This window comes from Brevibacterium sp. GP-SGM9 (genome assembly GCF_047300845.1).
Lineage (GTDB): Bacteria > Actinomycetota > Actinomycetes > Actinomycetales > Brevibacteriaceae > Brevibacterium.
In genome coordinates this window covers 1,411,415-1,432,308 of the sequence record NZ_CP178563.1, presented here as the reverse complement: position 1 = coordinate 1,432,308, position 20,894 = coordinate 1,411,415, and the positions used below count along the sequence as shown (strand labels likewise).

Genomic DNA, 20,894 nt, shown 5'->3' with positions numbered 1-20,894 from the left:
GATCACACGTCGTTGCCCCACCCTCAGATCCGGAAGGCCCTCATGTCCACGACCGCAGAAGTACTCGATGCCCTCGCCGCGCTCGAGGATCCGAAGATCCGCGCCGTCAATGAGACGCACGGCGACGACCACGGGGTCAACCTCACAAAGCTGCGCGCCGTGGCCAAGGACCTGAAGAAGAACGATGAGCTCGCCGCCGAACTCTGGGCGACCGGTGACACCGCCGCCCGCCTCGTCGCGATCCTCATCATGCGACCCCGTGCCTGGGACCTCGAGCAGCTCGACGCGATGCTGCGGGACGCCCGGGTCCCGAAGGTCCACGCTTGGCTGGTCAGCTACATCGTCAAGAAGTCACCCCACGCCGAGGTACTCCGGCAGTCCTGGTTCGACGATCCCGATCCCGTCGTCGCCTCCGCCGGGTGGGCGCTGACGAGCGAGAGGGTGAACAGGAACCCGGCAGGGCTCGATCTGCCTAGTCTGCTCGATACTATCGAGGCGAAGATGGCCGACGCCGAGGAGCGTCTGCAGTGGGCGATGAACGAGACTCTGTCGTATATCGGCATTGAGAACCCCGAGCTGCGGGAGCGGGCCATCGCCATCGGCCACCGCCTCGGCGTGCTCGAGGACTATCCGACTCCGCCGGGCTGCACCTCTCCCTTCGCACCGAGCTGGATTGCGGAGATCGTCCGCCGCAGGTCAGACGAGTCGCCCACGGACGCCGCCGACTGAGGCGGCGCGGGCACGTTATCCGAGCGTGCGATGGCGTCCGATCGGCAGCATCAGCGGCTGCCCGGACACCGGATCCTCGATGATCCGATTCTCCAACCCGAACACGTGCTCGACATTGGCTTCGGTGAGCACCTCGGCGGGGGTGCCCTGAGCGTGTATGGTACCGCCGGCGAGCATGACGAGTCGGTCGCAGTAGCGGGCGGCGAGGTTGAGATCGTGGAGGACCATGACGATCGTGACCCCGGAGCGCTGATTGAGCTCGGTGAGCAGATCGAGGACTTCGACCTGATGGTTGACGTCGAGGAACGTCGTCGGTTCGTCGAGGAGGAGGATATCGGTCTGCTGGGCCAGAGCCATCGCGATCCACACCCGCTGCCGCTGACCGCCGGAGAGTTCGTCCACGGGCCGATCCGCGAGCTCCGCGGTGCCGGTGGAGTCCAGGGCCTCGGCGACGGCGAGGTCATCGGCGGCACTCCACCGGGAGAACGCGCCCTGATGCGGATGGCGACCGCGCCCGACGAGATCGGCGACCGTGATGCCCTCCGGGGCGATCGGCGTCTGAGGAAGGAGCCCGAGAGTGCGGGCGAGCTTCTTCGCCGGCATCGCATGCACCTGCTGACCGTCGAGGACGACCCGACCCGAACGCGGGGTGAGCAGCCGGGACATGGATTTGAGCAGGGTGGACTTGCCGCAGGCGTTGGCTCCGACGATGCCGTTGATGTCTCCTGCGGGCAGGGTGAGGCTGAGTCCGGAGATGATGTCTGCGTCCCCGTAGGACAGGTGCAGGTCCTCGGCCGCAAGCGAATGGTCCGTGGTCACAGGGAGCCTCCCGAACGATTGATCCTGATGATGAGGTAGATGAGATAGGGGGCACCGAGGATGCCGGTGATGACGCCGACCGGGTACCGGGTGCCGAGTGCGAACTGACCGACGAGATCGGCGACGAGCACGAGGAGGGCGCCGACGAGTCCCGCGGGGATGAGCGGTGAGGGCCCCGGACCGACCAGCCGAGCCGCGATCGGCCCGGACAGGAACGCAACGAAGGCCACGGGGCCGGCCGCTGCGGTGGCGAAGGCGATGAGGCCGACGGCGGTGACGATGACGAACAGGCGGGTCCGCGACACCCGCACGCCGAGGGCCTCGGCGGTGTCGTCGCCGAGCTGCGTGATCGAGAGATTCCTCGACTGGCCGATGAGCAGCGGGGACAGGACGATGAGGGCGATGAGCACCGGAAGTACGGCGTCCCAGTTCGCTCCGTTGAGGCTGCCGGCCAGCCAGCGCAGCGCCTCCTGCAGGTCCCACTGTGCGGCCCGGGTCAGCTCCCAGTTGATCAGTGCGCTCAGCATCGAGGAGATGCCGATGCCGACGAGGATGAGGCGGATGCCCGCTGCTCCGTTCTTATAGGCGAGCAGGTAGATGAGCAGGGCCACCGCGAGCCCGGCGACGATCGCGAAGACCGAGACGCCGGTGGTCCCGAGGCCGAGGGTGATGATCGCGAACACCGCGGCCGCCGAGGCTCCGGAGCTGATGCCGATGATGTCGGGGCTGGCCAGAGGATTGCGGAGCATGGTTTGGAAGGTGACTCCGCCGAGGCCGAAGCTCAGTCCCACCAAGAGCGCCAGCACCGCACGCGGCAGACGGAGACGACCGACGGTGAATGAGGCCCCGGGGACCTGGTCGCCGGCGATGACGCGGATGACCTTGTCGAAGGAGTAGAAGGTCTGCCCGACCATGAGGCTGGCGAGGAAGCACGCGATGACGAGCACGGCGAGGATCACGACGGTGCTCGTCCAACGCTTCGCCCGCGCCCGACGCAGGCCGAGGACCGCCTCGGCGGTGGGTGTCAGTGGGGTGGTGCTCACAGGGATCGGACCTTCTGACGGCGGACGATGGCGATGAAAAACGGGGCGCCGATGAGTGCGGTGAGGATGCCGACATCGAGTTCGGCGGGGCGGGCGACGATGCGTCCGAGGATGTCCGAGGCGGTGAGCAGGCCGGCCCCGGTGACCGCGGAGAACGGGATCAGCCAGCGGTGGTCGACGCCGATGAGCAGGCGACAGGCGTGGGGGATGACGAGGCCGAGGAAGCCGATGGGTCCGGCCACGGCGGTGGCCCCGCCGCAGAGGATCACCGCACCGGCGGCAGAGAGGAGGCGGGTGAGGCCGACGTGCTGGCCCAGGCCCGCGGCGAGTTCGTCGCCGAGGGCGAGGGCGTTGAGCCCCGGGGTGCAGTAGACGCTGATGAGGAAGCCCGCGATGAGGAAGGGGACAATGAGCAGGACCGAGTCCATGGTCACCCCGCCGACCCCGCCGATCTGCCAGTCCCGGGTGAGATCGGAGATGTCACCGCGGGGGAGGACGACGGCGGAGATGAACGAGGACAGGGCCGCAGCCGTTGCGGCCCCGGCCAGGGCGAGCTTGAGCGGGGTTGCGCCCTGCCGTCCGAGGGACCCGACGGCGTAGACGAACACCGAGGTGATCGCGGCACCGGCGATGGCGAACCAGATGTAGCCATCGGCGGTGGACAGTCCGAAGAAAGCGATGCCGATGACTACGGCCAGCGAGGCCCCGGTGTTGACTCCGAGGATGCCCGGGTCGGCCAGAGGGTTGCGGGTCACGCCCTGCATCACGGCGCCGGAGACGCCGAGGGCCGCGCCGACGCAGACGGCAAGCAGGGTGCGGGGGATGCGCTTGGCAACCGCGGCCTGATCGAAGCCGCTCGCCGAACCGCCGTAGGCGGCGAGCACGTCGTCGAGGCCGACATTGCGGGAGCCGATCATGGTCGAGGCGATCATGAGGATGACGACGAGCACGAGGGCTGTCAGCATCCACATCAGGCGGACGTGAGTCGACCGCCGCAGCCGGGCGGCGGTCGACTCGACTGTCGATTGAGCTGTCATCGAGGTGGGTGCCTAGTTCTGGTTCGAAGCGGCCTTGTCGAGTTCGTCGAGGTAGTCGTCGAGGATGAACGAGATCGACAGCGGGGTCGGGTTCGCCGCGGTGCCCAGGGGCTGGTCACCCGGGAGGTTGACGATCGCCTCGTTCTTCACCGCGGGCATCTGCGAGAGCAGCTCATCGTCTTCGAGGGTCTTGACGAGTTTGTCATCGCCGTAGGTGACGATGATGTCGACGTCGTCGAAGACGTCGGCCTGTTCGGCGCTGACCGTCGAGGAGAACTGGTCGGTCTCCTCGGAGGCCTTCGCGATGCTGGCCGGAGCCTTCATCCCCATGTCTTCGAAGAACATCGCACGGGTGTCATGCGTGGTGTAGAAGTTGACCTCGGACAGGTCGGAAGGGTCGACGTGGGTGAGGAACATCGTCGACTTGTCCTTGATCGCCGGGTGTTCGGCGACCGAGGAGTCGATCTCGGACTCGAGGTCGGAGATGAGCTCCTCGCCCTCGTCCTTCATGCCGATGGCTTCGCTGTTGATCTCGATCATCTCGCGCCACGGGGTTCCCCAGGCCGTCTCCGGGTAGGCCACGACCGGAGCGATCTCGGACAGGGTGTCGTAGTCCTCCTGGCTCAGGCCCGAGTAGCCGGCGAGGATGACATCGGGCTGGGTGTCGGCGACGGCTTCGAAGTCGATGCCGTCGGTCTCGTCGAACAGGGTCGGGGTCTCGGCGCCGAGCTCGTCGAGCTTGTCCTCGACCCAGGGGAGGACTCCGTTGCCGTCGTCATCGCCGAAGTCGGCGCGGGCCATGCCGACGGGGACGACGCCGAGGGCCAGAGGCACCTCATGGTTGGCCCAGTTGACGGTGGCGACGCGTTCGGGCTTCTCCGAGATCTCGGTGGTGCCGAGGGCGTGTTCGATGGTCACGGGTGTCCATGAATCGTCACCGCCCGAGGCGTCATCGGAGGACTCTGAAGGTGAGCAGGCAGTGAGCATGAGCGCGGCGGTTACGGCTGCGGTCAGTGCCAACGCGCGGGCAGGGCGGCGGGTCATTGTGGCCTTTCGACGGTGTGTGGTCGCTTGGACGATGCGGAGGGTGAACAGCTCGGTTCATCCGCTCGAAGCGGGATGATTTAGGTGTGCCTAAACAAACTATCCGAGGCGACCGTGCGCCGCAATCGAGCAATTCCGACAGGCTGTTGCGCCAAACGGACAGGCCCGTGATGGTCTCAGGCGCGGAACTGCCCGGGGGTTGTGCCCGTGATTCGTTTGAACGCCGTGGTGAAGGCACTGGTCGAGGCGTAGCCGACGTCGAAGGCGGCATCCTCGATCGCGTGACCGAGGCCGATCAGGCTGACGGCGTGTTGGATCCGCGCGGTCGTGACCCAGCGGTTGAATCCCAGGCCCGTCTCGGCCTCGAAGGCGCGGGTGATGGTCCTGGCGCTCGCCCCCAGGCGGTGCGCCCAGTCCTGGAGGCTCGTCTCATCGGCCGGATCCTCGGCGATGGCGGCGACGATCGGGTCCAGCAGCGGATTGTTCGGCCGGTGGAGGAGGAGTTCGTGGGCGGCCGGAGACATGACGTCGAGGATCATCGCCTCGGTCAGGGAATAGGAGTCGGTGTGGGCTTCGAGGGTCTGCAGGCGGTCGAGGAGTAGGCGGAGCAGCGGGGTGATCGCGATCGTGGTCGGGGTGTCGCTGACGTGCGAGTTGTCGACACTGAACTGTGCCGCGCAGACGACGACTCCTGCTGGGGTCCACCCGGAGTGCGGGATCCCGGCCGGGATCCACATGCCCAAGGGGGCGGTGATGGTCCAGGTCCGTGAGCCGATCGTGACCGTGCCGACGCCGGCATCGCGCCACAGGAGCTCATGGGTGGGATGGGAGTGCTCGGCCCAATAGGTCTCCCGATCCATCTCCTCCTGGGAGCCGAGGATCCGCACCGGCATCTCCAGCTGTCCTGCCTCATAGCGGGGCAGCCGACGTTCGGCGACCCGGGCGGAGCCAGTGGCTCTGTCCGGGTCGGTTCGGGTGCGGAAGGGCTTGATCGTGGGCACCCGATCAGAATACGCGACGCGTCGGAGCGCGTGGGCGGCCCTTCGGTGCTCAAACTCGCTCTGGCATCCGTCGGTCCACACTTCCGTCGCAGACGCCGTCTCCCGAGGCGTTGTCTGCGACGGAACTGTGGATTGAGGTCACCCATTTCAGATTGAGGGGCGCCGCCAGACGGGAGGAGGCGCGCACTCAGCCGCCGGCGAGCTCCGGGTGGCGGGTATGGAAGTCCGTGGACTGTTGGAACGCGTGCGCGGCCGAGAACAGCAGCTGCTCGCCGAAATCATCGGCGACGAACTGTGCGGCCAGGGGAGTTCCCCGCTGGGTGAATCCCGCGGGCAAGGTGATCGAAGGCATCCCGCAGTTGTCGATGGGAGCGGTCGGCACAGTGGCGGCGGCGAACAGCTCGGGGTCCGAGCCGAGGCTCTTCATCTGCTCGACGGTCGGTGACCCGACTCCGATTCCGGGCAGCAGGAGGAGATCGATGTCTGCCATCAGGGATCGCATCCGCCCGGTGAAGGCTCGCCGGGACTCGAGGAGGTGATGGTAGTCGATGGCGGAGAGGCCCCGACCGATGTCGATGAGTCCGGAGAGGTCCGGCCCGTATTCGCTGCGCCTGGCAGGGTAGGTCTCATCGTGGACTCCGGCCGTCTCGACCCCGCAAAGCGCTGTCCAGTCCTGGGCCGCGGCCAGGAAATCCGGAGTCCGCACATCGATGACTCGCCAGCCCAGGTTCTCGATCGTCTCAATCGTCGATTCCAGCATCGCGTTCGTCGGCGCGTCGAAGTGGGCCTCGGCCAATTCGCGGTCGAAGCCGACCACCGGGCTACGGTCTAGGCGCAGGTGCTGGCTGTAGCGAGGCACCGGTTCGAGCGCCGAGGTGGGATCGTGCGGATCGTGTCCTGCGATGGTCTCGAGAATGATTGCGGCATCGCGGGCACTGCGCGTCATCGGTCCGATGTGATCGAGGCTCGGTGCGAGTGCGAAGATGCCGTGCCGGGAGACGCGACCCCAGGTGGGTTTGAGGCCGGTCACCCCGTTGGCTGAGGACGGCAGTCGGATCGATCCGCCCGTGTCCGAGCCGAGGGAACCGAAGCACAGGCCCGCCGAGGTGGCAACCCCCGAACCGCTCGAGGACACACCCGACCAGGTGGCCGAGTCCCAAGGATTGACCGGGGTCGGCAGGTCCGGATGGTGTCCGGTGAAGGCGCCCTCGGTCAGGCGCAGCTTGCCGAGGACGACCGCACCGGCCGCCCGAAGGCGGGAAACGACAGTGGCATCGAAGTCGGGGCGGAAGTCCGAATGGATCGTCGTCCCGGCAGCCGTGGGTGCGTCGTGAGTGTAGGCGAGGTCCTTGACGGCTATCGGCACGCCGTGCAGCGGACCGAGCCAATCACCGCGGGCAAGACGCTCATCATTGCGTTCGGCTTCGGCAAGGGCACTCTCACGCATGACGGCGGCAAAGGCGTTGAGAGAGGGATCGAGGCGGTCGATCCGGTCGAGCATGGCTGCGGTGACCTCCCGGGAGCTCAGCTGCCCGGTCTGGATCAGGCGGGAGATCTCGTGCAGTTCGCGGAATTCGACTCCGGTGTTCGCCGAGGTGGTGTTCATCGTGCCTCCTTGCGTCGGATGACCCTCATGCTAGCCGGGAACTCAGTGGCGGTCACGCCTTCAGCCGCCGGCGAGCTCGCGCAGCGCCTGGATGTGGGCCTCGATGCGTCTGCTGCCCTCTTTGCTGATGGAGACCCAGGTGCGGGGGCGTTTGCCCACATAGCCCTTATTGACGGTGACCAGCTCGGCTTTCTCGAGTGCGGAGATGTGGCGGGAAAGGACCGAATCCGAAACGCCGAGGGAGTCGCGGAGGAGTTTGAACTCGGCCCTTTCGCGATTCTTCAGGCTCGAGACGATGCCCAGGCGAGTCGGGTTGCCGAGGTCTGGGTCGATGCGGGCCAGGGAGTCGCCGAGATCGGGGATCTCATCGTCTTCGGGAATGTTCTGATACGGGTTCATGATCGCCTCCCGTTCAGCGGCGCAGGCCGACGAGGGCGAGGTTCGGGGAGGCGATCCACAGGAGACCGGCTGCGGCGAAGGGCACCCAGGAGGTCGGGGAGTAGGAGTCGACGATGATCGCGACGAGGTAGACGAGCATCGTCAGCGGCAGCCAGGTCAGCAGCAGCACCGTCGACCGGCGGCTCCAGCTCAGCGCCTTCGAGATGTAGACGATCATCGAGGGGATGAGCCAGGCGAGGCCGGCGCAGAGGATGATCAGCTGCGTCGTGTTGTCCTCGAGGATGCCGACGGCCACGAGACTGACCGAGACGACGCCGCTGAGGACGAAGAGCATCATCACCAGGGGCCAGGCGTCGCTCGATCGTGCCTGCCGCTGGGTGGCGTCGACCTGGGCGAGGAGGTCGCTGGCCTGTTCCGGGGTGGGGGTGGCGTTCATGGCTGCTCCTTCGGTGGGATCGGTGCCGGTGGTTCGGCGACTTTCGGGGTGGAAGTGATTTCATCCTAGCAACTACTTTCCATATTGGAAAGTAGTTTCACCGAAAAGTTCGTACAGTCCCCGTTTCCCGGTTCCCGCCTCCCGGTCTCAAGCCAGGGCCGAGGCGGCCACCGTGGCCACGAGCTCCGTGGCCTTCTCCAGGTGCTCCGCTCCCACCTCGCCGGTGAGGATGAGCGGATCGAAGGCCAACGACCAGCCGAGTCCGGTGCTGATCTGCTTCATCGCGGTCTCGGCTCCGGTGGTGTCGTACCCACCGTGGATCCAGTACGAGAAGGGCCGACCCGCGGTCGGATCCCTGACCTCGTCATAGGTGGTGTCGAAGAAATGCTTGAGCGCACCGGAGATATAGCCGAAATTCGCGGTGGTGCCGAGCACATAGGCATCGGCGGCGAGTACATCGGCCGCGCTCGCCTCCAGGGCGGAACGCACGACGACGTCGATGCCGCCCAACCCGGGCATCCGCAGCCCGGCCAGGGCCGCCTCGGCGATCCGATTCGTCGCCTCCGAGGGCGAATGATGAACGAGAAGTACGCTGACCATGGGCTCAGCCTAGCTCTCGGTGTGCGTGGTGTCAGTCCCCGCGCCTACAGTGGGAGGCGACGAGACACGAGGAGGACGCATGGCGATCATCGTCGACCCCCTGCGCGGGCGCCTGCGCCCTGAGCCGAGCCACACCGACGGCGAGATCATCGGGGCCCTCACCGCCTCGGCGAGCTCCGACTGGGCGGTGCTCACCGGTGCCGGCATGAGCACGGCCTCCGGCGTCCCCGACTACCGCGGACCCGACGCCCAGCCGCGGCGGCCGATGACGATCCAGACCTTCCTCTCCCACCCCGACCAACGGGCCCGCTACTGGGCCAGGTCATGGGTCGGCTGGCCGCGGATGCTCAGGGCCCGCCCGAACCGCGGACACCGGGCGCTGGCCGAGATCGACGTGGCCGGGATCGTCACCCAGAACGTCGACGGACTCCACCAGGCCGCCGCCGAGGAGGTCCCTGCTCCGAGCCCCGTCATCGACCTCCACGGCAGCCTCGACCGAGTCATCTGCCTCGACAACGGGCACCTCTTCGACCGGAACTGGATGCAGCGGCGACTGAGCGAACTCAACCCCGACTTCGTCGAACTCACCGGCATCGACCCGATCGATGTCGAGACCGCTCCGGACGGCGATGTCGAACTCGAGGAGACCGCGGGATTCCGGGTCGCCGACTGTCCGATCTGCGGGGGAGCGCTCAAACCCGATGTCGTCTACTTCGGCGACTCGGTGCCGGTGGAGCGGCAGCGGGAGGCGAACCGCATCTGTGAGCAGGCGGGCGGACTCGTGGTGCTCGGGTCCTCTTTGGCGGTGCTCTCGGGGCTGCGCTTCGTCCGCGCCGCCGCCAAGGCGGCCAAACCGGTCGTCATCGTCACCGACGGGCCGACCCGTGGTGACGAGTTCGCCGATTTCCGCTCGGTCTCCCGGGTCGCTGACTTCGTTCGGGACTGGGCCGCTGAACTCGGCATTCAGGTGAGTCCAAGGCAGTGATGACAGACTTCCGAGCATGACCAATCTTGCTCGCACCGAACGACTGCGCCTCGTCGACTCCGCCCGCCGTGCCGGTGAAGACGCCCCGACCCTGTGCGAGGGGTGGACGGTCCGCGACCTCGCCACTCACCTGATCATCCGCGAACGGCACCCCCGGGCGGCCCTCGGCACATTCGTCTCCCGATTCGACGACGCGCTCAAACAGAAGGCGGACGAGTACGCGGAGATGCCGTTTCCGCAGCTGCTCGGTCTCGTCGCCGCCCCGCCGAGGTGGACCCCGGGAGCGCTGCCGGGTGTGGAGTCCGCGATGAACACGAGCGAATTCCTCGTCCACCACGAGGACATCCGGCGGGCGGCGATCGAATGGATCCCCCGGCGCCTGTCCCGGTCGGAGAACGCCACCGCCTGGTCGCAGGCGAAGCTCATGCTGCTGCCGTTCGTGGCCAAGGCCGACGGTCCGGTCGAGATCAGCAGCCCCGAATTCGGCAGCCGCCGGATCGGGAAGAAGCGCGGCAGCTCGGTGACGATCACCGGGGAGCCGCTGGAGATCCTGCTCTACCTCATGGGACGTGAGCGGCACGCGCTCGTCGACGTGAAGTGAACGGCGTGAAATGAGTGCGACTCGGGAAAACCCCCGTCGAGGTCAGAGGTTTTAAGCATTCACTCAGCTGACGCGGATTCCTAGGCTGGTCTCAACAGCCAACGCAGAAGGAGAGACCCAGCCATGAATGCACCCACCGATCCCACCCCCGGACTGCACCAGCACACCGACTACCAGCAGCACACCGGCCCCCAGTCCTACGTTCCCGGCCCGGCGCCGAGAGCCGAAGAGGACCCGGGCAAGGTCCTCGGCATCATCTCACTGGTCGCGACCCTCTCGACGTTCCTCGGCTTCAACTTCCTCGGCCCCATCGCCGGCATCGTCACCGGCTACATGGCCCGCAACAACTCCCGTCGGGCCGGCTACGCCGACAACGAGATGGGCAAATGGGGCTTTATCCTCGGCATCGTCTTCCTCTCCCTGGCCGCACTCGGCGGTCTGCTCGGGCTCGGGTTCGTCGGAGCGGCCGGACTGTTCGGACTCCTCGGGGCCTGAGCTCCTCAGTAGCCCACCCAGGCTCCGCGCTCCTGATCTAGTACGCGCGGATGAAGCAGCGTCGAGGCCTCCACCTCACCGACCGACGAGCGATCGCGATCGGGTGGGAACGTCGTCGAAGCGGCGAGCACCTCAGGCGTGGCGAACTTCAATCCCCCGGGATGATCCCGGGGGACCGTCACGTCCGGACCGTGTTCCCCACCGTCGGGGACGGCGGCGAGGAAGTAGCCCCAGTCGCCGAAGCTGGGCACGTCCACGTGATAGGGCGTGGTCGTCAGGCCCGCCTCGGCGACTCCCTCGCCGATTCCCCAATACGCCTCCGGGGCGAAGTAGGGGGAACCGGCCTGCACGACTAGGCGAGCCGAGGGTGACATCACCTGCTTGATCAGTCCGTAGAACTCGACGCTGTAGAGCTTCGAGGTGGCGACGTCATCGGGGTCGGGCAGATCCGCGACGACGGCATCATAGTGTTCGTGCTTCGCCTCGCGCAGCCACGTGAAGGCATCGGCGGCGATCGTGCGTACCCGGGGGTCGTCGAGCGAATCCTCGTTGAAGTCCGTGAAGTGCTCCGAGGTCCGGGCGAGTTCGAGGACCCGGGGATCGAGATCGACGAGGGTGACGGTCTCGACGTCGGGGTATCTGAGGATCTCCCGCACGGCCAGGCCGTCGCCACCGCCGAGGACGAGGACGTTGCGTCGCGGACCGTTCATCAGCGGGTGGATGAGCGTCTCGTGGTACCGGTATTCGTCGGCCGAGGCGAACTGCAGATCCCCGTTGAGATAGAGCCGAGTGTCCCCGGTCTTCGGGGACTCGGTGAGCACGATCTCCTGATAGTCCGTGCGCTGGGAGTACACGATCGGGTCGCGGTAGAGACGCTGCCGGGTGGTCATCTCGATGTCGTCGGTGAACACCCACACTGCGGTGAGACCCCCGACGATGACGACGAGGAGACCGGCGAGGATGACCTGCGTGCGGGTGCGGATCTGCGCTCGGAAGAGCCACAGGACGATGAGGATGCCGACGACGGTGTTCGTGATGCCCACCGCCAGCGCCCCACGCGGCAGACCGAAGATCGGCAGCAGCACGAAGGGGAAGGCGAGCCCGCCGACGAGTCCGCCCACATAGTCGGCGGCGAAGAGATCGGCCACCGCACTCGAGGCCTTCTGCGCACGGATGCGCTGCACGAGCTCCATGAGCAGGGGGATCTCCGCGCCGATGAGGGCGCCGATCAAGAAAGCGAGGACGATCATCGCGACGGTGTAGACATCGGCGAAGGCGAACGCGAGGTAGAGGAGGATGACCGAGAGTCCGCCGATGATGCCGAGTGCGGCCTCGATGAGGGCGAAGGCGACGGCGGCGAACCGGGTCAGCCGCTTCGTCGCCAGTGAGCCGATGCCCATCGCGAAGACCATCACCGAGAGCACGATGGAGGCCTGGACGATGGTGTCGCCGAGGAGGTAGGAGCCGAGCGCGACGAGCGCGAGCTCGTAGACCATGCCGCAGCTCGCGCAGATGAAGACGGCCAGGAGGACGAAGAAGCGGGCAGGTCCCGGCTTCAGCGGCAGCGTTGCCGCAGCCGGATCGCTCGCAGCGGTGTCTGTGCTCAAAGGAGCGCTGCGGCCATGATGCCCGCGATGCCCAGGTGTGCGGTGGCGTTGACCCACACCTCGGGGTGGAACTGATCGGGTTTGACGATGTCGCCGAGCTTGCCCGGGGTGAAGGCGTCGATGAGCAGAAAGCTCAGGGCCATCAGAATGATGCCGACGATGCCGAAGACCAGGGTGGAGATGACCCCGAGAAGCAGGTCATCGGAGCTGGCCCTGATCGCGGCGATGACGATGATCGCGACACCGGCGAGGTCCGAGGCCACGAGCACCGCCGCGGTCCGCGACTTCTGCTGCCACAGCAGGACGTGGAGCTTGCCGGGGGTGAGGAGGTCGACGACGAAATAGCCGATGAGCATGAGCACGAGGCCGCTCACGGCATAGGAGAGGACGATCCCGATCTCCAGGAAGAGTTCTGCCAACATGTCTGCCTTTCAGAGTGCCATCTGTGCTGGTCGCATCGTGTCTGCCGTCATTTGCCCGTGCCGGGTCCGCCGCCGCGGAAGCCCGAGCCGTCGCCGTAGTTCGATCCGGTGGAGCTGCTGCCGAAGAAGGGCAGGAAGAAGAATCCTCCGCCGCCGGAGCCGCCTTCGTCATCGGAGCATCCGCGCATGACGTTTCCGATGAGCACGAGGATGACGATGAGGGCGATGATCGTGCCGCAGCCGAATCGCCTCGGTTTCCGCCCCGAGTCGTTGTTCGCAGGCCCCGAACCCCAGCCGCCCGAGCCGCCGGAGGATCCGCGGCCGTTCTCGGCATCGAAGTCGAAGGAGCCTCCGCCCATGGAGACGTTCGGGTCGCGGCTCATGCGTCCCTCCTCAGCTCGCTGTGGCTGTGCACGATCTGGCGATGCTGCGGATAGCAGTGCCAGGTCTGCCAGGCCAGCCTGTCGGGATCAACGTGGGTCAGCGCCAGGGCGGTGAGCGCGCTCGGATCTCCTGGGAAGGAGACGACGAGGTGATCGCCGTGGGCGCCGGAACGCCGGACCACCTCGGCGGCGGCAGCGGCGAAGTCACCGGGCACCTCGGTCAGGGTGCAGGTGAACCGGTGCCGGGAGAACCCCACCCAGGTGCCGTCGGTGCTCCGCTCCCTGCCCCAATCGGGGGCCTCACCGGCGCCGAGGCAGGCGAAGGTCTCGATGAAATCGTCGTCGACGATGACCTGGTGGGAGGAGCCGATGACGCGGAGTTCGAGGCGGATGTGCGGGTCTTCGGTCCCCGCGGGGACGTCGACGAACCGGGAAGCCAACGGGGTGATGGGTTCGTGATCGAGGGTGAAGCGCAACGCGGCGGCCGAGACGTCGGTGAACGCCACCTCGGCGCGCAGCGGCACCGTCGGAAGCGGGGGAGTGTGGGGGAGGTCGCGCATCAGCTGCTCGAGTAGATGGTGAAGGAGCCGACGGGAATGGACTCGCCGGTGCTCACCTCCCACCGCCCGTGGTCGAAGCGTTCGAAGGCGAGGAGCCGGTGATCGGCGGATTCGTAGTCGACATAGTCGACCCCGCCCTTCTCGTTCAGTCCGGTGGTGCCTTCGGAGCGGTACGAGGCGGTGCCGTGTTCGACGAGCTGGTACTCGGTGCCGTCGATGGTGATGGTCTTCGCCTTCGGCTCGATGTCGAGCTCGGGGCGGTCGCGCCACCGGGAGACCTGCAGGTCGGGGTCGTGTTCGACGGTCAGCCACAGTCGGGTCGCGGACTCGTCGGACTGGAAGAAGTGCTCGGCCCAGTCGTAGCCGCCCTCGGAGATGCGCAGAGTGCCGCGGACGAAGAACTTCTCATTGCCGAATTCGAGCAGATCGCCGGCCTTGATCGCTGCCGGATCTCCACCGGTGTCCTGTTCGGCGGCGAAGGGATCGCGGGGCTTCGGCGGGGTCCGGTCGGCGGTCTGTCGACGCTGCTTCGCGGCGCGTGAGCGGATGACGAGCACGGTGATGAGGACGACGAGGATGAACACGAGGACGGCGATGATGATGTTGGGCGACACGGGTGCCTGCTTCGCTTCGGTGGACGGGACTGTCACCGTTCACTCTAGTCGAATCGCCCCTCCAGCGCGGTCATCGTATCGACCGTGCGGAAGCCGAGATCGCGGTTGAGAGCGAGCATCGGCGCATTGCCGGTGGCCGTGTAGGTCTGGATCCACTTCCCGGCGGCGGCCTCGGGCACGTCCTGGAGCTGACGCATGTTCGCGACCTTGAGGGCACGTCCGATGCCGCGCCCGCGGTGAGCCCGATCGACGAGGGTGTCTTCCTGGATGACGATGTCCGGCTGATCGCGGGAGACCATGATCTCCGTGTAGCCGACCGCCCGATCCTCGACATGAGCCAGCGAGCTGACGAGGATCCAGCCGTGTTCGTCCATGCGCTCCTCATGGCTGCGGATCGCGGCAGTGTCGGCATGCCGGGTGCTGCGGGTGAGGTCCCCGACGGGCACGTCCTCATCCATCTGCACCCGCAGCATCGCCCAGTCCTCGAGGACCTCCTCGGGGCAGGCTCCGGTCCACGAGGTGACCGCGAAGTCCGGATCCGCGGCGACGACCGGCACCGAGGTGGCGGCCCCGGAATCCTTGTAGCGGTCGGCATCGGCGGTGAGATAGTCCGGCAGGTCGAGCAGCAGCCGATGCTCCTCGATGCCGATGCGCATGCCCCGCGACTGCGCGAACGCGATCCCGGTCGGACAGTAGGTCTCGGTCTGGACGACCTCGACCCTTCTGCCTCCCGGCTGCGCCTCGCGCAGCAGCGCCTCGACCGCCTCGGCGAGTGCTGTGGCCACCCCTTGACGGCGGTGTGTGGGGGAGACGCCGAGTTCGACCTCAGCGGGGGCATCGGTGATGAGCGCAAGCTCCGCGCCGCCGACGGCCTCCCCGCCGAGGTGGGCCACGAGTGCGATGTCCTGCTTGTCGGTGCGGGGGTGGGCGAACTGGGCGAGCAGGGCCGCAGGACTGCGCCACCACGCCGCCGTCCGCTCGGCGGTGTAGGCGTCGCGCATGAGCGCATCCCAGTCCCTCAGCCCCGCGGCATCATCGGGATCGATGCGTGTGATCTCGATCTCAGGCATGCTTCGAGTCGACCATGCCGGGCCCGGGTTTGCAAGGAACCGCCTCACTCCTCGTCGGGGTCGGTGCCCTTCTTCCGGTCGGCCGCCTCGGTGCCGTGGTCGTTGTCATGCCGGGGCAGGCGGGAGCCGATGTGGGCACCGGGCTTGTTCATCACGCGATGGATGAGGAGCGCGCCGAGGCTGAAGATGACGATGATGCAGACCGTGAGGAAGAGGACGGCGCCGAGACCGGGTTCCATCACTTCGCCAGTCGCCGGCGGTCGAGCCAATTCGCGAAGCGGGCGCGGAAGGTGCCCATGCCGACCGATCCGCCGACGACGATGGTCGGTTTCCGCCCCTGGGGAACCGCACTGACCGAGGACCTCACGGTGCCCCAGGTCTTCGAGAGACGGTCGACGTTGACGCCCCAGTCGTCGGGGACGACCACGACGACGGAGCCCATGCCCGCGACGATCTCGACGTCGATGCGCTCGAGGTCGGTGGTGACCTCGAGGAAGTTGAGTTCGATGTTCGACATCGACGGTTCGCAGCGGATGACGGCGGGCACCAGCCACCGGCCGCGGCGGTTCTCCGACTCCCAACCGGCCTTGAGCACGAGCGGCTCGGTCGCGTCCCGGCCGATATTGTTCGGGTTCATGACGTCCTGGCCGGGAGCCGGTGGGCGAGCCAGACCAGAGCCGGGAGTCTGAGGCCGGAAGCGGTCGGAGGGCAGGTTCGTCGTCAGGTCGGCCAGGACCTCGTCGAGGTCGATGGGGAACTTCGCCGCCTGCACCTTCTCCATCCGCTCGTCGAGTTCCTCGACGGTGATCCGTCCGTCCCCGGCGGCCTCGCGGAGCACCTCGATCGCCTCATCGCGTTCCTGGTGGCCGATGCGGATGGACTTCGCCGGGTCGGTGGGGCGCGCCTCGGGGTCGTTCTCGTCGGGACGGTTCGCGTCGGGGTCGGGGATGGCTGGACTCATGGACTCTATCGTGCCCGATGCGCACTGCCGTCGACAACGTCGGGGGACGTTCCGGCCGGCCCGTGTGTCGTGTCAGTCGTTGGCATTAGGCTAGGGGGCGTGTCCACCGCACTGTACAGAAGATACCGCCCAGAGACCTTCGACGAAGTCATCGGTCAAGAGCATGTGACCGATCCGCTGAAGGCCGCGATCGAACGCGGCCGCATCAACCATGCCTATCTGTTCTCCGGGCCCCGCGGCTGCGGCAAGACCACCTCGGCGCGGATTCTGGCCAGGTGCCTCAACTGTGAGAAGGGTCCGACCCCGGTCCCGTGCGGAGAATGCCCGAGCTGTCAGGACCTGGCCAACGGCGGCCCCGGTTCGCTCGACGTCGTGGAGATCGACGCGGCCAGCCACAACGGCGTCGATGATGCCCGTGACCTGCGTGAACGCGCCATCTACGCGCCCGCACGCGACCGTTACAAGGTGTTCATCCTCGACGAGGCGCACATGGTCACCTCGCAGGGCTTCAACGCTCTGCTCAAGATCGTCGAGGAGCCGCCGCCGCACATCAAGTTCATCTTCGCGACGACCGAGCCGGAGAAGGTCATCGGCACGATCCGTTCGCGGACGCACCACTACCCCTTCCGCCTGGTTCCGCCCGAGGCCCTTGGCAACTACCTCGATGAGCTGTGCACCCGTGAGGGCGTGCAGGTCGCCAAGGGCGTGCTGCCCCTGGTCGTGCGTGCCGGCGGCGGGTCGGTGCGTGACACCCTGTCCGTGCTCGATCAGCTCATCGCCGGTTCGGGTCCCGACGGCGTCGACTACGGGCGGGCGATCGCGCTGCTCGGGTACACGCCCGATTCGCTGCTCTCCGACATCGTCGACGCCTTCTCCGCAGGTGACGGGGGAGGGGTGTATCGCGCGGTGGAGAGAGTCATCGAGTCCGGTCAGGATCCGCGTCGCTTCGTCGAAGACCTCCTCGAACGCTTCCGCGACCTCATCGTCATCAATGCCGCACCCGAGGCGGCCCATGCCTTCCTGCCCGAGGTTCCCCCGGATCGGCTCGAGCGGCTGACTCTGCAGGCTCGCGGCTTCGGCCAGGGTGAGCTCTCTCGGGCCGCGGATCTGCTCAACCACGGGCTGACCGAGATGTCCGGGGCGACCTCGCCGAGGCTGCAGCTCGAACTCATCTGTGCCCGCGTCCTGCTGCCCGGTTCGGGACGCAGCCGCGACGCGGTGCTCAGCCGCATGGAGCGCATGGAACGCCGGATCGGCATGTCCGCGACGGGCACCGCTGCGAATGTGCCCCCGGCTCAGGTCGAGTCGCAGCCTGCCGGTCAGGCGGCTGGCGCTGGTCAGGCGGCTGGTGCCAGTCAGGTGGCCGATGCTGGTCAGGCGATGACGGGCGGGTCGGTTCCCGGGCCGGGGCAGGACGGTGTGTCCCGACAGGGTGCCGCGGCTCAGCGGGGCGGTGCTGCTCAACAGGGCGGTGGCGCCGGTTCGGCCGTGCGCGGACCGTCGACTGCGTCCGCCGCCGCGCACGATGACTTCGATGACCTCGCCGATATCGCCGTCGCCGCCGAGTCGATGCTCAATGATTCCCCGCGTTCGGCCCAGCCGGAGGCGGCGTCACAGTCTGTGCCACCTATGCCACCTGCGTCGACATCGGATCAGGGGGAGTCGGGACCGTCGGATGCCGCGGCTCACGATGAGGAGACTCAGGCCTCTGCCGATCGACCGGAGGAACAGGCGAATCTGCAGGCTCCGGAGCGGCAGAATCCGGCACAGCAGACTCCGGCACAACAGACTTCAGCACAGCAGGTTCCAGCACAGCAGAGCCATGACGCGAGTGCGGGGCCGAACGAGACAGAACCTTCGGATGCCAGATCCCAGGTCGGGTCCGAAGTCCCGGATGAGTCTCGAGCACCGGCTCCGAACCAGCCCGAGGGTTCGAGTGATCCGACGGCTCCGGAAGCGGGCTCGGTGGCCGGTGCCGGCGAGATCGGCGGAGAGATCGAAGCGATTCGTCGCGCCTGGCCGAGCATCCTCGCCGCTGTCGAGAAGCGCAGCCGCCTGACTCGTGCGATCATCGCTGCCAATGCGATCCCGCAGTCGTTCTCCGACGGTGTCGTCTACCTCGGTTTCAACAATGCCGGTTCCGTCCAGGGGTTCAAGCAGCGCGATCATGCGGCTAAGCTCGCCATGGCGATCAACGATGTCCTCGGCATCCAGGCGCGCATCGACGTCGGTGATGTCGGTCGCGTCAGCGGCAACTCGGGCGGCGGTCCGACGGGAGGTGCCGGCGGAGGCGTCGGCGGCAAGGGAGCATCGGCTCCCGGGTTGAGTGATTCCGGTGCCAATCGCGGTCCGGCGCCCAGCCAGCGTCGCCCCAGCCCGCAGGAAGTCGCCGCGGTCGTCGGCACCCGCGAGGTCGACAAGCCTCAGGTCGACCACGAGAAGTTCTGGGAGACCGGCGGGCCGGGCCAAGGACCATGGTCCTCCGACGACGAGGAGGGAGAACAGCAGGCTGACACGGCCGACGTCTCCGTCGATTCCTCGCAGTCCAACGCTGCTGCGGCCTCGACTGACCATGCACCCGGCCCTGCACCTGAACCTGAGCCTGCACCTGAACCTGAACCTCAGGCAGATCAGCCTGACCAGGCAGATCCCGCCGATCAGCCTGATCTGGCACGTCCGGAAGAACAGCCTGACCCGGCAGATCAGGCACCGACAGCCCCGGCCGACGACCCCGTCGCCGTCAGCGACACTGCGGCTGGGGACGAGATCTTCGTCCCTGACCTCTCGGACGACGACTTCTTCGCAGCTTCGAGCGCTCACGACAGTGAACCCGCAGCCGGTCACGAGGGCGATTCGGCCACGGCCGTCGCCGCGGAGGACCGTCCTTCGAATCCAGCGCCGGCACCGGATGCTGAGCACCGGGAACCGACTGCGGCCGATGATGACGCCGCCGAACCCATGGAGTACGCCCAGCCCCGGTGGGAGGAGCCGACCTGGCACGACGCTCCTGCCGGTGGGGTGGCAGAGGGCGCCGAACCTGACAGCTCCGATTCGACGAGCGCCGGCAGCGGAGCGGTCGACGTCGGCGCGGTCGTCGTCCCGCCGCCGGATGACGACGACCTCGACTTCCTCGACGACTATGCGGGTGCAGACTCCCCGAGTTTCGCCGCGCCGAACGAAGCCGGGCCGAACGATGCGGTGCCGAGCCAGACTGCGCCCCCACCGCAATCGCACGGGAACGGTGGGGCCAAACCGTTCAAGTCCCGCTTCGCCGCGCTCGCCGAGAAGCACGGTGCGAGCTCGGCTCAGTCGACCCCCTCGGGCTACGGATCTCAGCGGCCGGCGAGCCCGGATGAGTCGTATGGCGGCAGCGGGGCATTCGGCGGCAACGGCTCGGCCCAGGGACAGGGTGCCGACACATCCGAGCAGCACAGCGGTTCCGTAGAGGACGAGTATGATCCGGAGACGGACCTCGACGTATCGGAGGCCCCGCAGATCGGAGTCGACGTGATCGCACGCGTCCTCGGCGGCGAAGTCATCGATGAAAGAGAAGTATGAGCGCGGTTTACGAAGGTGCCCTGCAGGACCTGGTCGAAGAGTTCGGCAAACTCCCGGGCATCGGGCCGAAGTCGGCGCAGCGACTCGCGTTCCACATTCTCCAGTCCGAGTCCGCTGACGTCACCGCACTGGCGCAGGCACTGACCGAGGTGAAGAAGCGAGTGCGCTTCTGCGATATCTGCGGCAATGTGTCCGAGGAATCCGAATGCACCGTCTGTCAGGATCCTCGCCGGGATCGGTCGATGATCTGCGTGGTCGAGGAGCCGAAGGATGTCGTCGCGATCGAACGCACCCGCGAATACCGCGGTCTCTATCACGTCCTCGGCGGCGCGATCGACCCGATGGCCGGAGTCGGACCGGACAACCTGCGCATCAAGGAGCTGATGACGAGGCTCCAGGACGGCGAGGTCAAGGAGTGCGTGATCGCCACGGATCCGAACCTCGAGGGTGAAGCGACCGCCACCTACCTCGTCCGCCTGCTCGGCACTCTCGGCGTGACCGTGACCCGACTTGCCTCCGGGCTGCCTGTGGGCGGAGACCTCGAGTACGCCGATGAGGTCACCCTCGGCCGCGCCTTCTCCGGCCGCCGCGAAATCGACTGACTTCGCCGCACCGGATCGCTCTCCGCCCCTGGCGCCGCCAGCGATCAGGGCCACCTGCAGCGATTGTTCGGCTACCTCCGAGCATTTTTGGGCCCAGATCTGCTCGGAAGTAGCCGAACAATCCCGCCTCAACCGTGCCGCGCGCTGATTTGAGCGCTGTGCGTCCCCGCCTCAACCGTGCCGCGCGCCGACTCGAGGACTGTGCGTCCCCGCCCCGGTTGTGCCGCGACCCTTGACAGCATATCGATTATCGTGAAGTATGTTGTTTATCGATATATCGAAGAACGATAGCAATCGCTTGGTCGCTCGCAGAGTCCATGGA

General features: G+C 67.1%; 23 protein-coding genes. 6 read left to right on the top strand and 17 right to left on the bottom strand.

All coding sequences use genetic code 11. The features are described from left to right. Window positions 1-42 precede the first annotated feature (42 nt). On the top strand, window positions 43-729 hold the full coding sequence (locus ACH82I_RS06595; RefSeq protein ID WP_413336325.1) for a DNA alkylation repair protein: 687 nt from the start codon (window positions 43-45) through the stop codon (window positions 727-729). A 15-nt stretch (window positions 730-744) separates the two neighbouring features. Here the strand turns inward: ACH82I_RS06595 and ACH82I_RS06590 are convergent, their stop codons facing one another. The 9 genes from ACH82I_RS06590 to ACH82I_RS06550 all read right to left on the bottom strand — a co-directional run bounded on the left by ACH82I_RS06590 (window position 745) and on the right by ACH82I_RS06550 (window position 8,714). Further along, entirely contained in the window at window positions 745-1,548 is an 804-nt protein-coding gene (locus ACH82I_RS06590; protein ID WP_413336323.1) for an ABC transporter ATP-binding protein, read from the bottom strand. Further along, window positions 1,545-2,591 (bottom strand): FecCD family ABC transporter permease, encoded by a 1,047-nt coding sequence (locus ACH82I_RS06585; RefSeq protein ID WP_413336321.1) that lies wholly within the window; start codon window positions 2,589-2,591, stop codon window positions 1,545-1,547. Before ACH82I_RS06585 ends, ACH82I_RS06590 begins: the two co-directional genes overlap by 4 nt. Then, window positions 2,588-3,628: a FecCD family ABC transporter permease gene (locus ACH82I_RS06580; protein ID WP_413336320.1), complete on the bottom strand. Its 1,041-nt coding sequence runs from the start codon at window positions 3,626-3,628 to the stop codon at window positions 2,588-2,590. Before ACH82I_RS06580 ends, ACH82I_RS06585 begins: the two co-directional genes overlap by 4 nt. A gap of 12 nt (window positions 3,629-3,640) precedes the next feature. Further along, window positions 3,641-4,672: an iron-siderophore ABC transporter substrate-binding protein gene (locus ACH82I_RS06575; protein ID WP_413336318.1), complete on the bottom strand. Its 1,032-nt coding sequence runs from the start codon at window positions 4,670-4,672 to the stop codon at window positions 3,641-3,643. A 176-nt stretch (window positions 4,673-4,848) separates the two neighbouring features. Continuing rightward, window positions 4,849-5,673, bottom strand: a complete 825-nt coding sequence (locus ACH82I_RS06570; RefSeq protein ID WP_413336316.1) for an AraC family transcriptional regulator — start codon at window positions 5,671-5,673, stop codon at window positions 4,849-4,851. A gap of 187 nt (window positions 5,674-5,860) precedes the next feature. After that, a complete protein-coding gene (locus tag ACH82I_RS06565; RefSeq protein WP_413336314.1) occupies window positions 5,861-7,279 on the bottom strand; it encodes an amidase in 1,419 nt (472 codons plus the stop codon). 60 nt (window positions 7,280-7,339) lie between these two features. Continuing rightward, a complete protein-coding gene (locus ACH82I_RS06560; protein ID WP_413336312.1) occupies window positions 7,340-7,678 on the bottom strand; it encodes a winged helix-turn-helix domain-containing protein in 339 nt (112 codons plus the stop codon). Between the two features lie 13 nt (window positions 7,679-7,691). Continuing rightward, the gene (locus ACH82I_RS06555; RefSeq protein ID WP_413336310.1) at window positions 7,692-8,114 is read right to left on the bottom strand and encodes a hypothetical protein; all 423 of its coding nucleotides are present in this window, start codon (window positions 8,112-8,114) and stop codon (window positions 7,692-7,694) included. Between the two features lie 147 nt (window positions 8,115-8,261). Then, window positions 8,262-8,714 (bottom strand): flavodoxin family protein, encoded by a 453-nt coding sequence (locus tag ACH82I_RS06550; RefSeq protein WP_413336308.1) that lies wholly within the window; start codon window positions 8,712-8,714, stop codon window positions 8,262-8,264. A 79-nt stretch (window positions 8,715-8,793) separates the two neighbouring features. Between ACH82I_RS06550 and ACH82I_RS06545 the strand changes: the two genes are divergently transcribed. The 3 genes from ACH82I_RS06545 (at window position 8,794) to ACH82I_RS06535 (ending at window position 10,795) form a co-directional block, all read left to right on the top strand. Then, window positions 8,794-9,699: a Sir2 family NAD-dependent protein deacetylase gene (locus ACH82I_RS06545; RefSeq protein WP_413336306.1), complete on the top strand. Its 906-nt coding sequence runs from the start codon at window positions 8,794-8,796 to the stop codon at window positions 9,697-9,699. A gap of 16 nt (window positions 9,700-9,715) precedes the next feature. Beyond that, a complete protein-coding gene (locus ACH82I_RS06540; protein WP_413336304.1) occupies window positions 9,716-10,300 on the top strand; it encodes a TIGR03085 family metal-binding protein in 585 nt (194 codons plus the stop codon). Between the two features lie 123 nt (window positions 10,301-10,423). Then, the gene (locus ACH82I_RS06535; protein ID WP_413336302.1) at window positions 10,424-10,795 is read left to right on the top strand and encodes a DUF4190 domain-containing protein; all 372 of its coding nucleotides are present in this window, start codon (window positions 10,424-10,426) and stop codon (window positions 10,793-10,795) included. Window positions 10,796-10,800: 5 nt separating this feature from the next. Here ACH82I_RS06535 and ACH82I_RS06530 read toward each other — a convergent pair whose 3' ends face one another. From ACH82I_RS06530 to ACH82I_RS06495, 8 genes are read right to left on the bottom strand one after another with little or no spacing between them, the layout of a single operon-like run. Beyond that, window positions 10,801-12,402, bottom strand: coding sequence for a polyamine aminopropyltransferase (locus ACH82I_RS06530; protein ID WP_413336300.1), 1,602 nt, complete (start codon window positions 12,400-12,402; stop codon window positions 10,801-10,803). Further along, complete coding sequence (locus tag ACH82I_RS06525) at window positions 12,399-12,824, bottom strand: DUF350 domain-containing protein (protein ID WP_413336299.1); 426 nt, start codon at window positions 12,822-12,824, stop codon at window positions 12,399-12,401. The genes ACH82I_RS06530 and ACH82I_RS06525 overlap by 4 nt, the downstream gene beginning before the upstream one ends. Window positions 12,825-12,871: 47 nt before the next feature. Next, complete coding sequence (locus ACH82I_RS06520) at window positions 12,872-13,207, bottom strand: hypothetical protein (RefSeq protein WP_230747466.1); 336 nt, start codon at window positions 13,205-13,207, stop codon at window positions 12,872-12,874. Further along, on the bottom strand, window positions 13,204-13,767 hold the full coding sequence (locus ACH82I_RS06515) for a DUF2617 family protein (RefSeq protein WP_413336296.1): 564 nt from the start codon (window positions 13,765-13,767) through the stop codon (window positions 13,204-13,206). Before ACH82I_RS06515 ends, ACH82I_RS06520 begins: the two co-directional genes overlap by 4 nt. After that, entirely contained in the window at window positions 13,767-14,417 is a 651-nt protein-coding gene (locus ACH82I_RS06510) for a DUF4178 domain-containing protein (protein WP_413336294.1), read from the bottom strand. Before ACH82I_RS06510 ends, ACH82I_RS06515 begins: the two co-directional genes overlap by 1 nt. An 8-nt stretch (window positions 14,418-14,425) precedes the next feature. Next, window positions 14,426-15,451: an N-acetyltransferase family protein gene (locus ACH82I_RS06505; protein WP_413336292.1), complete on the bottom strand. Its 1,026-nt coding sequence runs from the start codon at window positions 15,449-15,451 to the stop codon at window positions 14,426-14,428. A 44-nt stretch (window positions 15,452-15,495) separates the two neighbouring features. After that, entirely contained in the window at window positions 15,496-15,693 is a 198-nt protein-coding gene (locus ACH82I_RS06500; RefSeq protein WP_413336290.1) for a hypothetical protein, read from the bottom strand. Next, on the bottom strand, window positions 15,690-16,412 hold the full coding sequence (locus tag ACH82I_RS06495) for a DUF1707 SHOCT-like domain-containing protein (protein ID WP_413336288.1): 723 nt from the start codon (window positions 16,410-16,412) through the stop codon (window positions 15,690-15,692). The genes ACH82I_RS06500 and ACH82I_RS06495 overlap by 4 nt, the downstream gene beginning before the upstream one ends. Before the next feature lie 99 nt (window positions 16,413-16,511). Here ACH82I_RS06495 and ACH82I_RS06490 point away from each other — a divergent pair, with 99 nt between their 5' ends. Both ACH82I_RS06490 and recR read left to right on the top strand, forming a co-directional pair. Beyond that, window positions 16,512-19,970 (top strand): DNA polymerase III subunit gamma and tau, encoded by a 3,459-nt coding sequence (locus ACH82I_RS06490; protein WP_413336286.1) that lies wholly within the window; start codon window positions 16,512-16,514, stop codon window positions 19,968-19,970. Beyond that, window positions 19,967-20,572 (top strand): recombination mediator RecR, encoded by a 606-nt coding sequence (gene recR / locus ACH82I_RS06485; RefSeq protein ID WP_230747488.1) that lies wholly within the window; start codon window positions 19,967-19,969, stop codon window positions 20,570-20,572. Before ACH82I_RS06490 ends, recR begins: the two co-directional genes overlap by 4 nt. The last annotated feature ends 322 nt before the right edge of the window (window positions 20,573-20,894 follow it).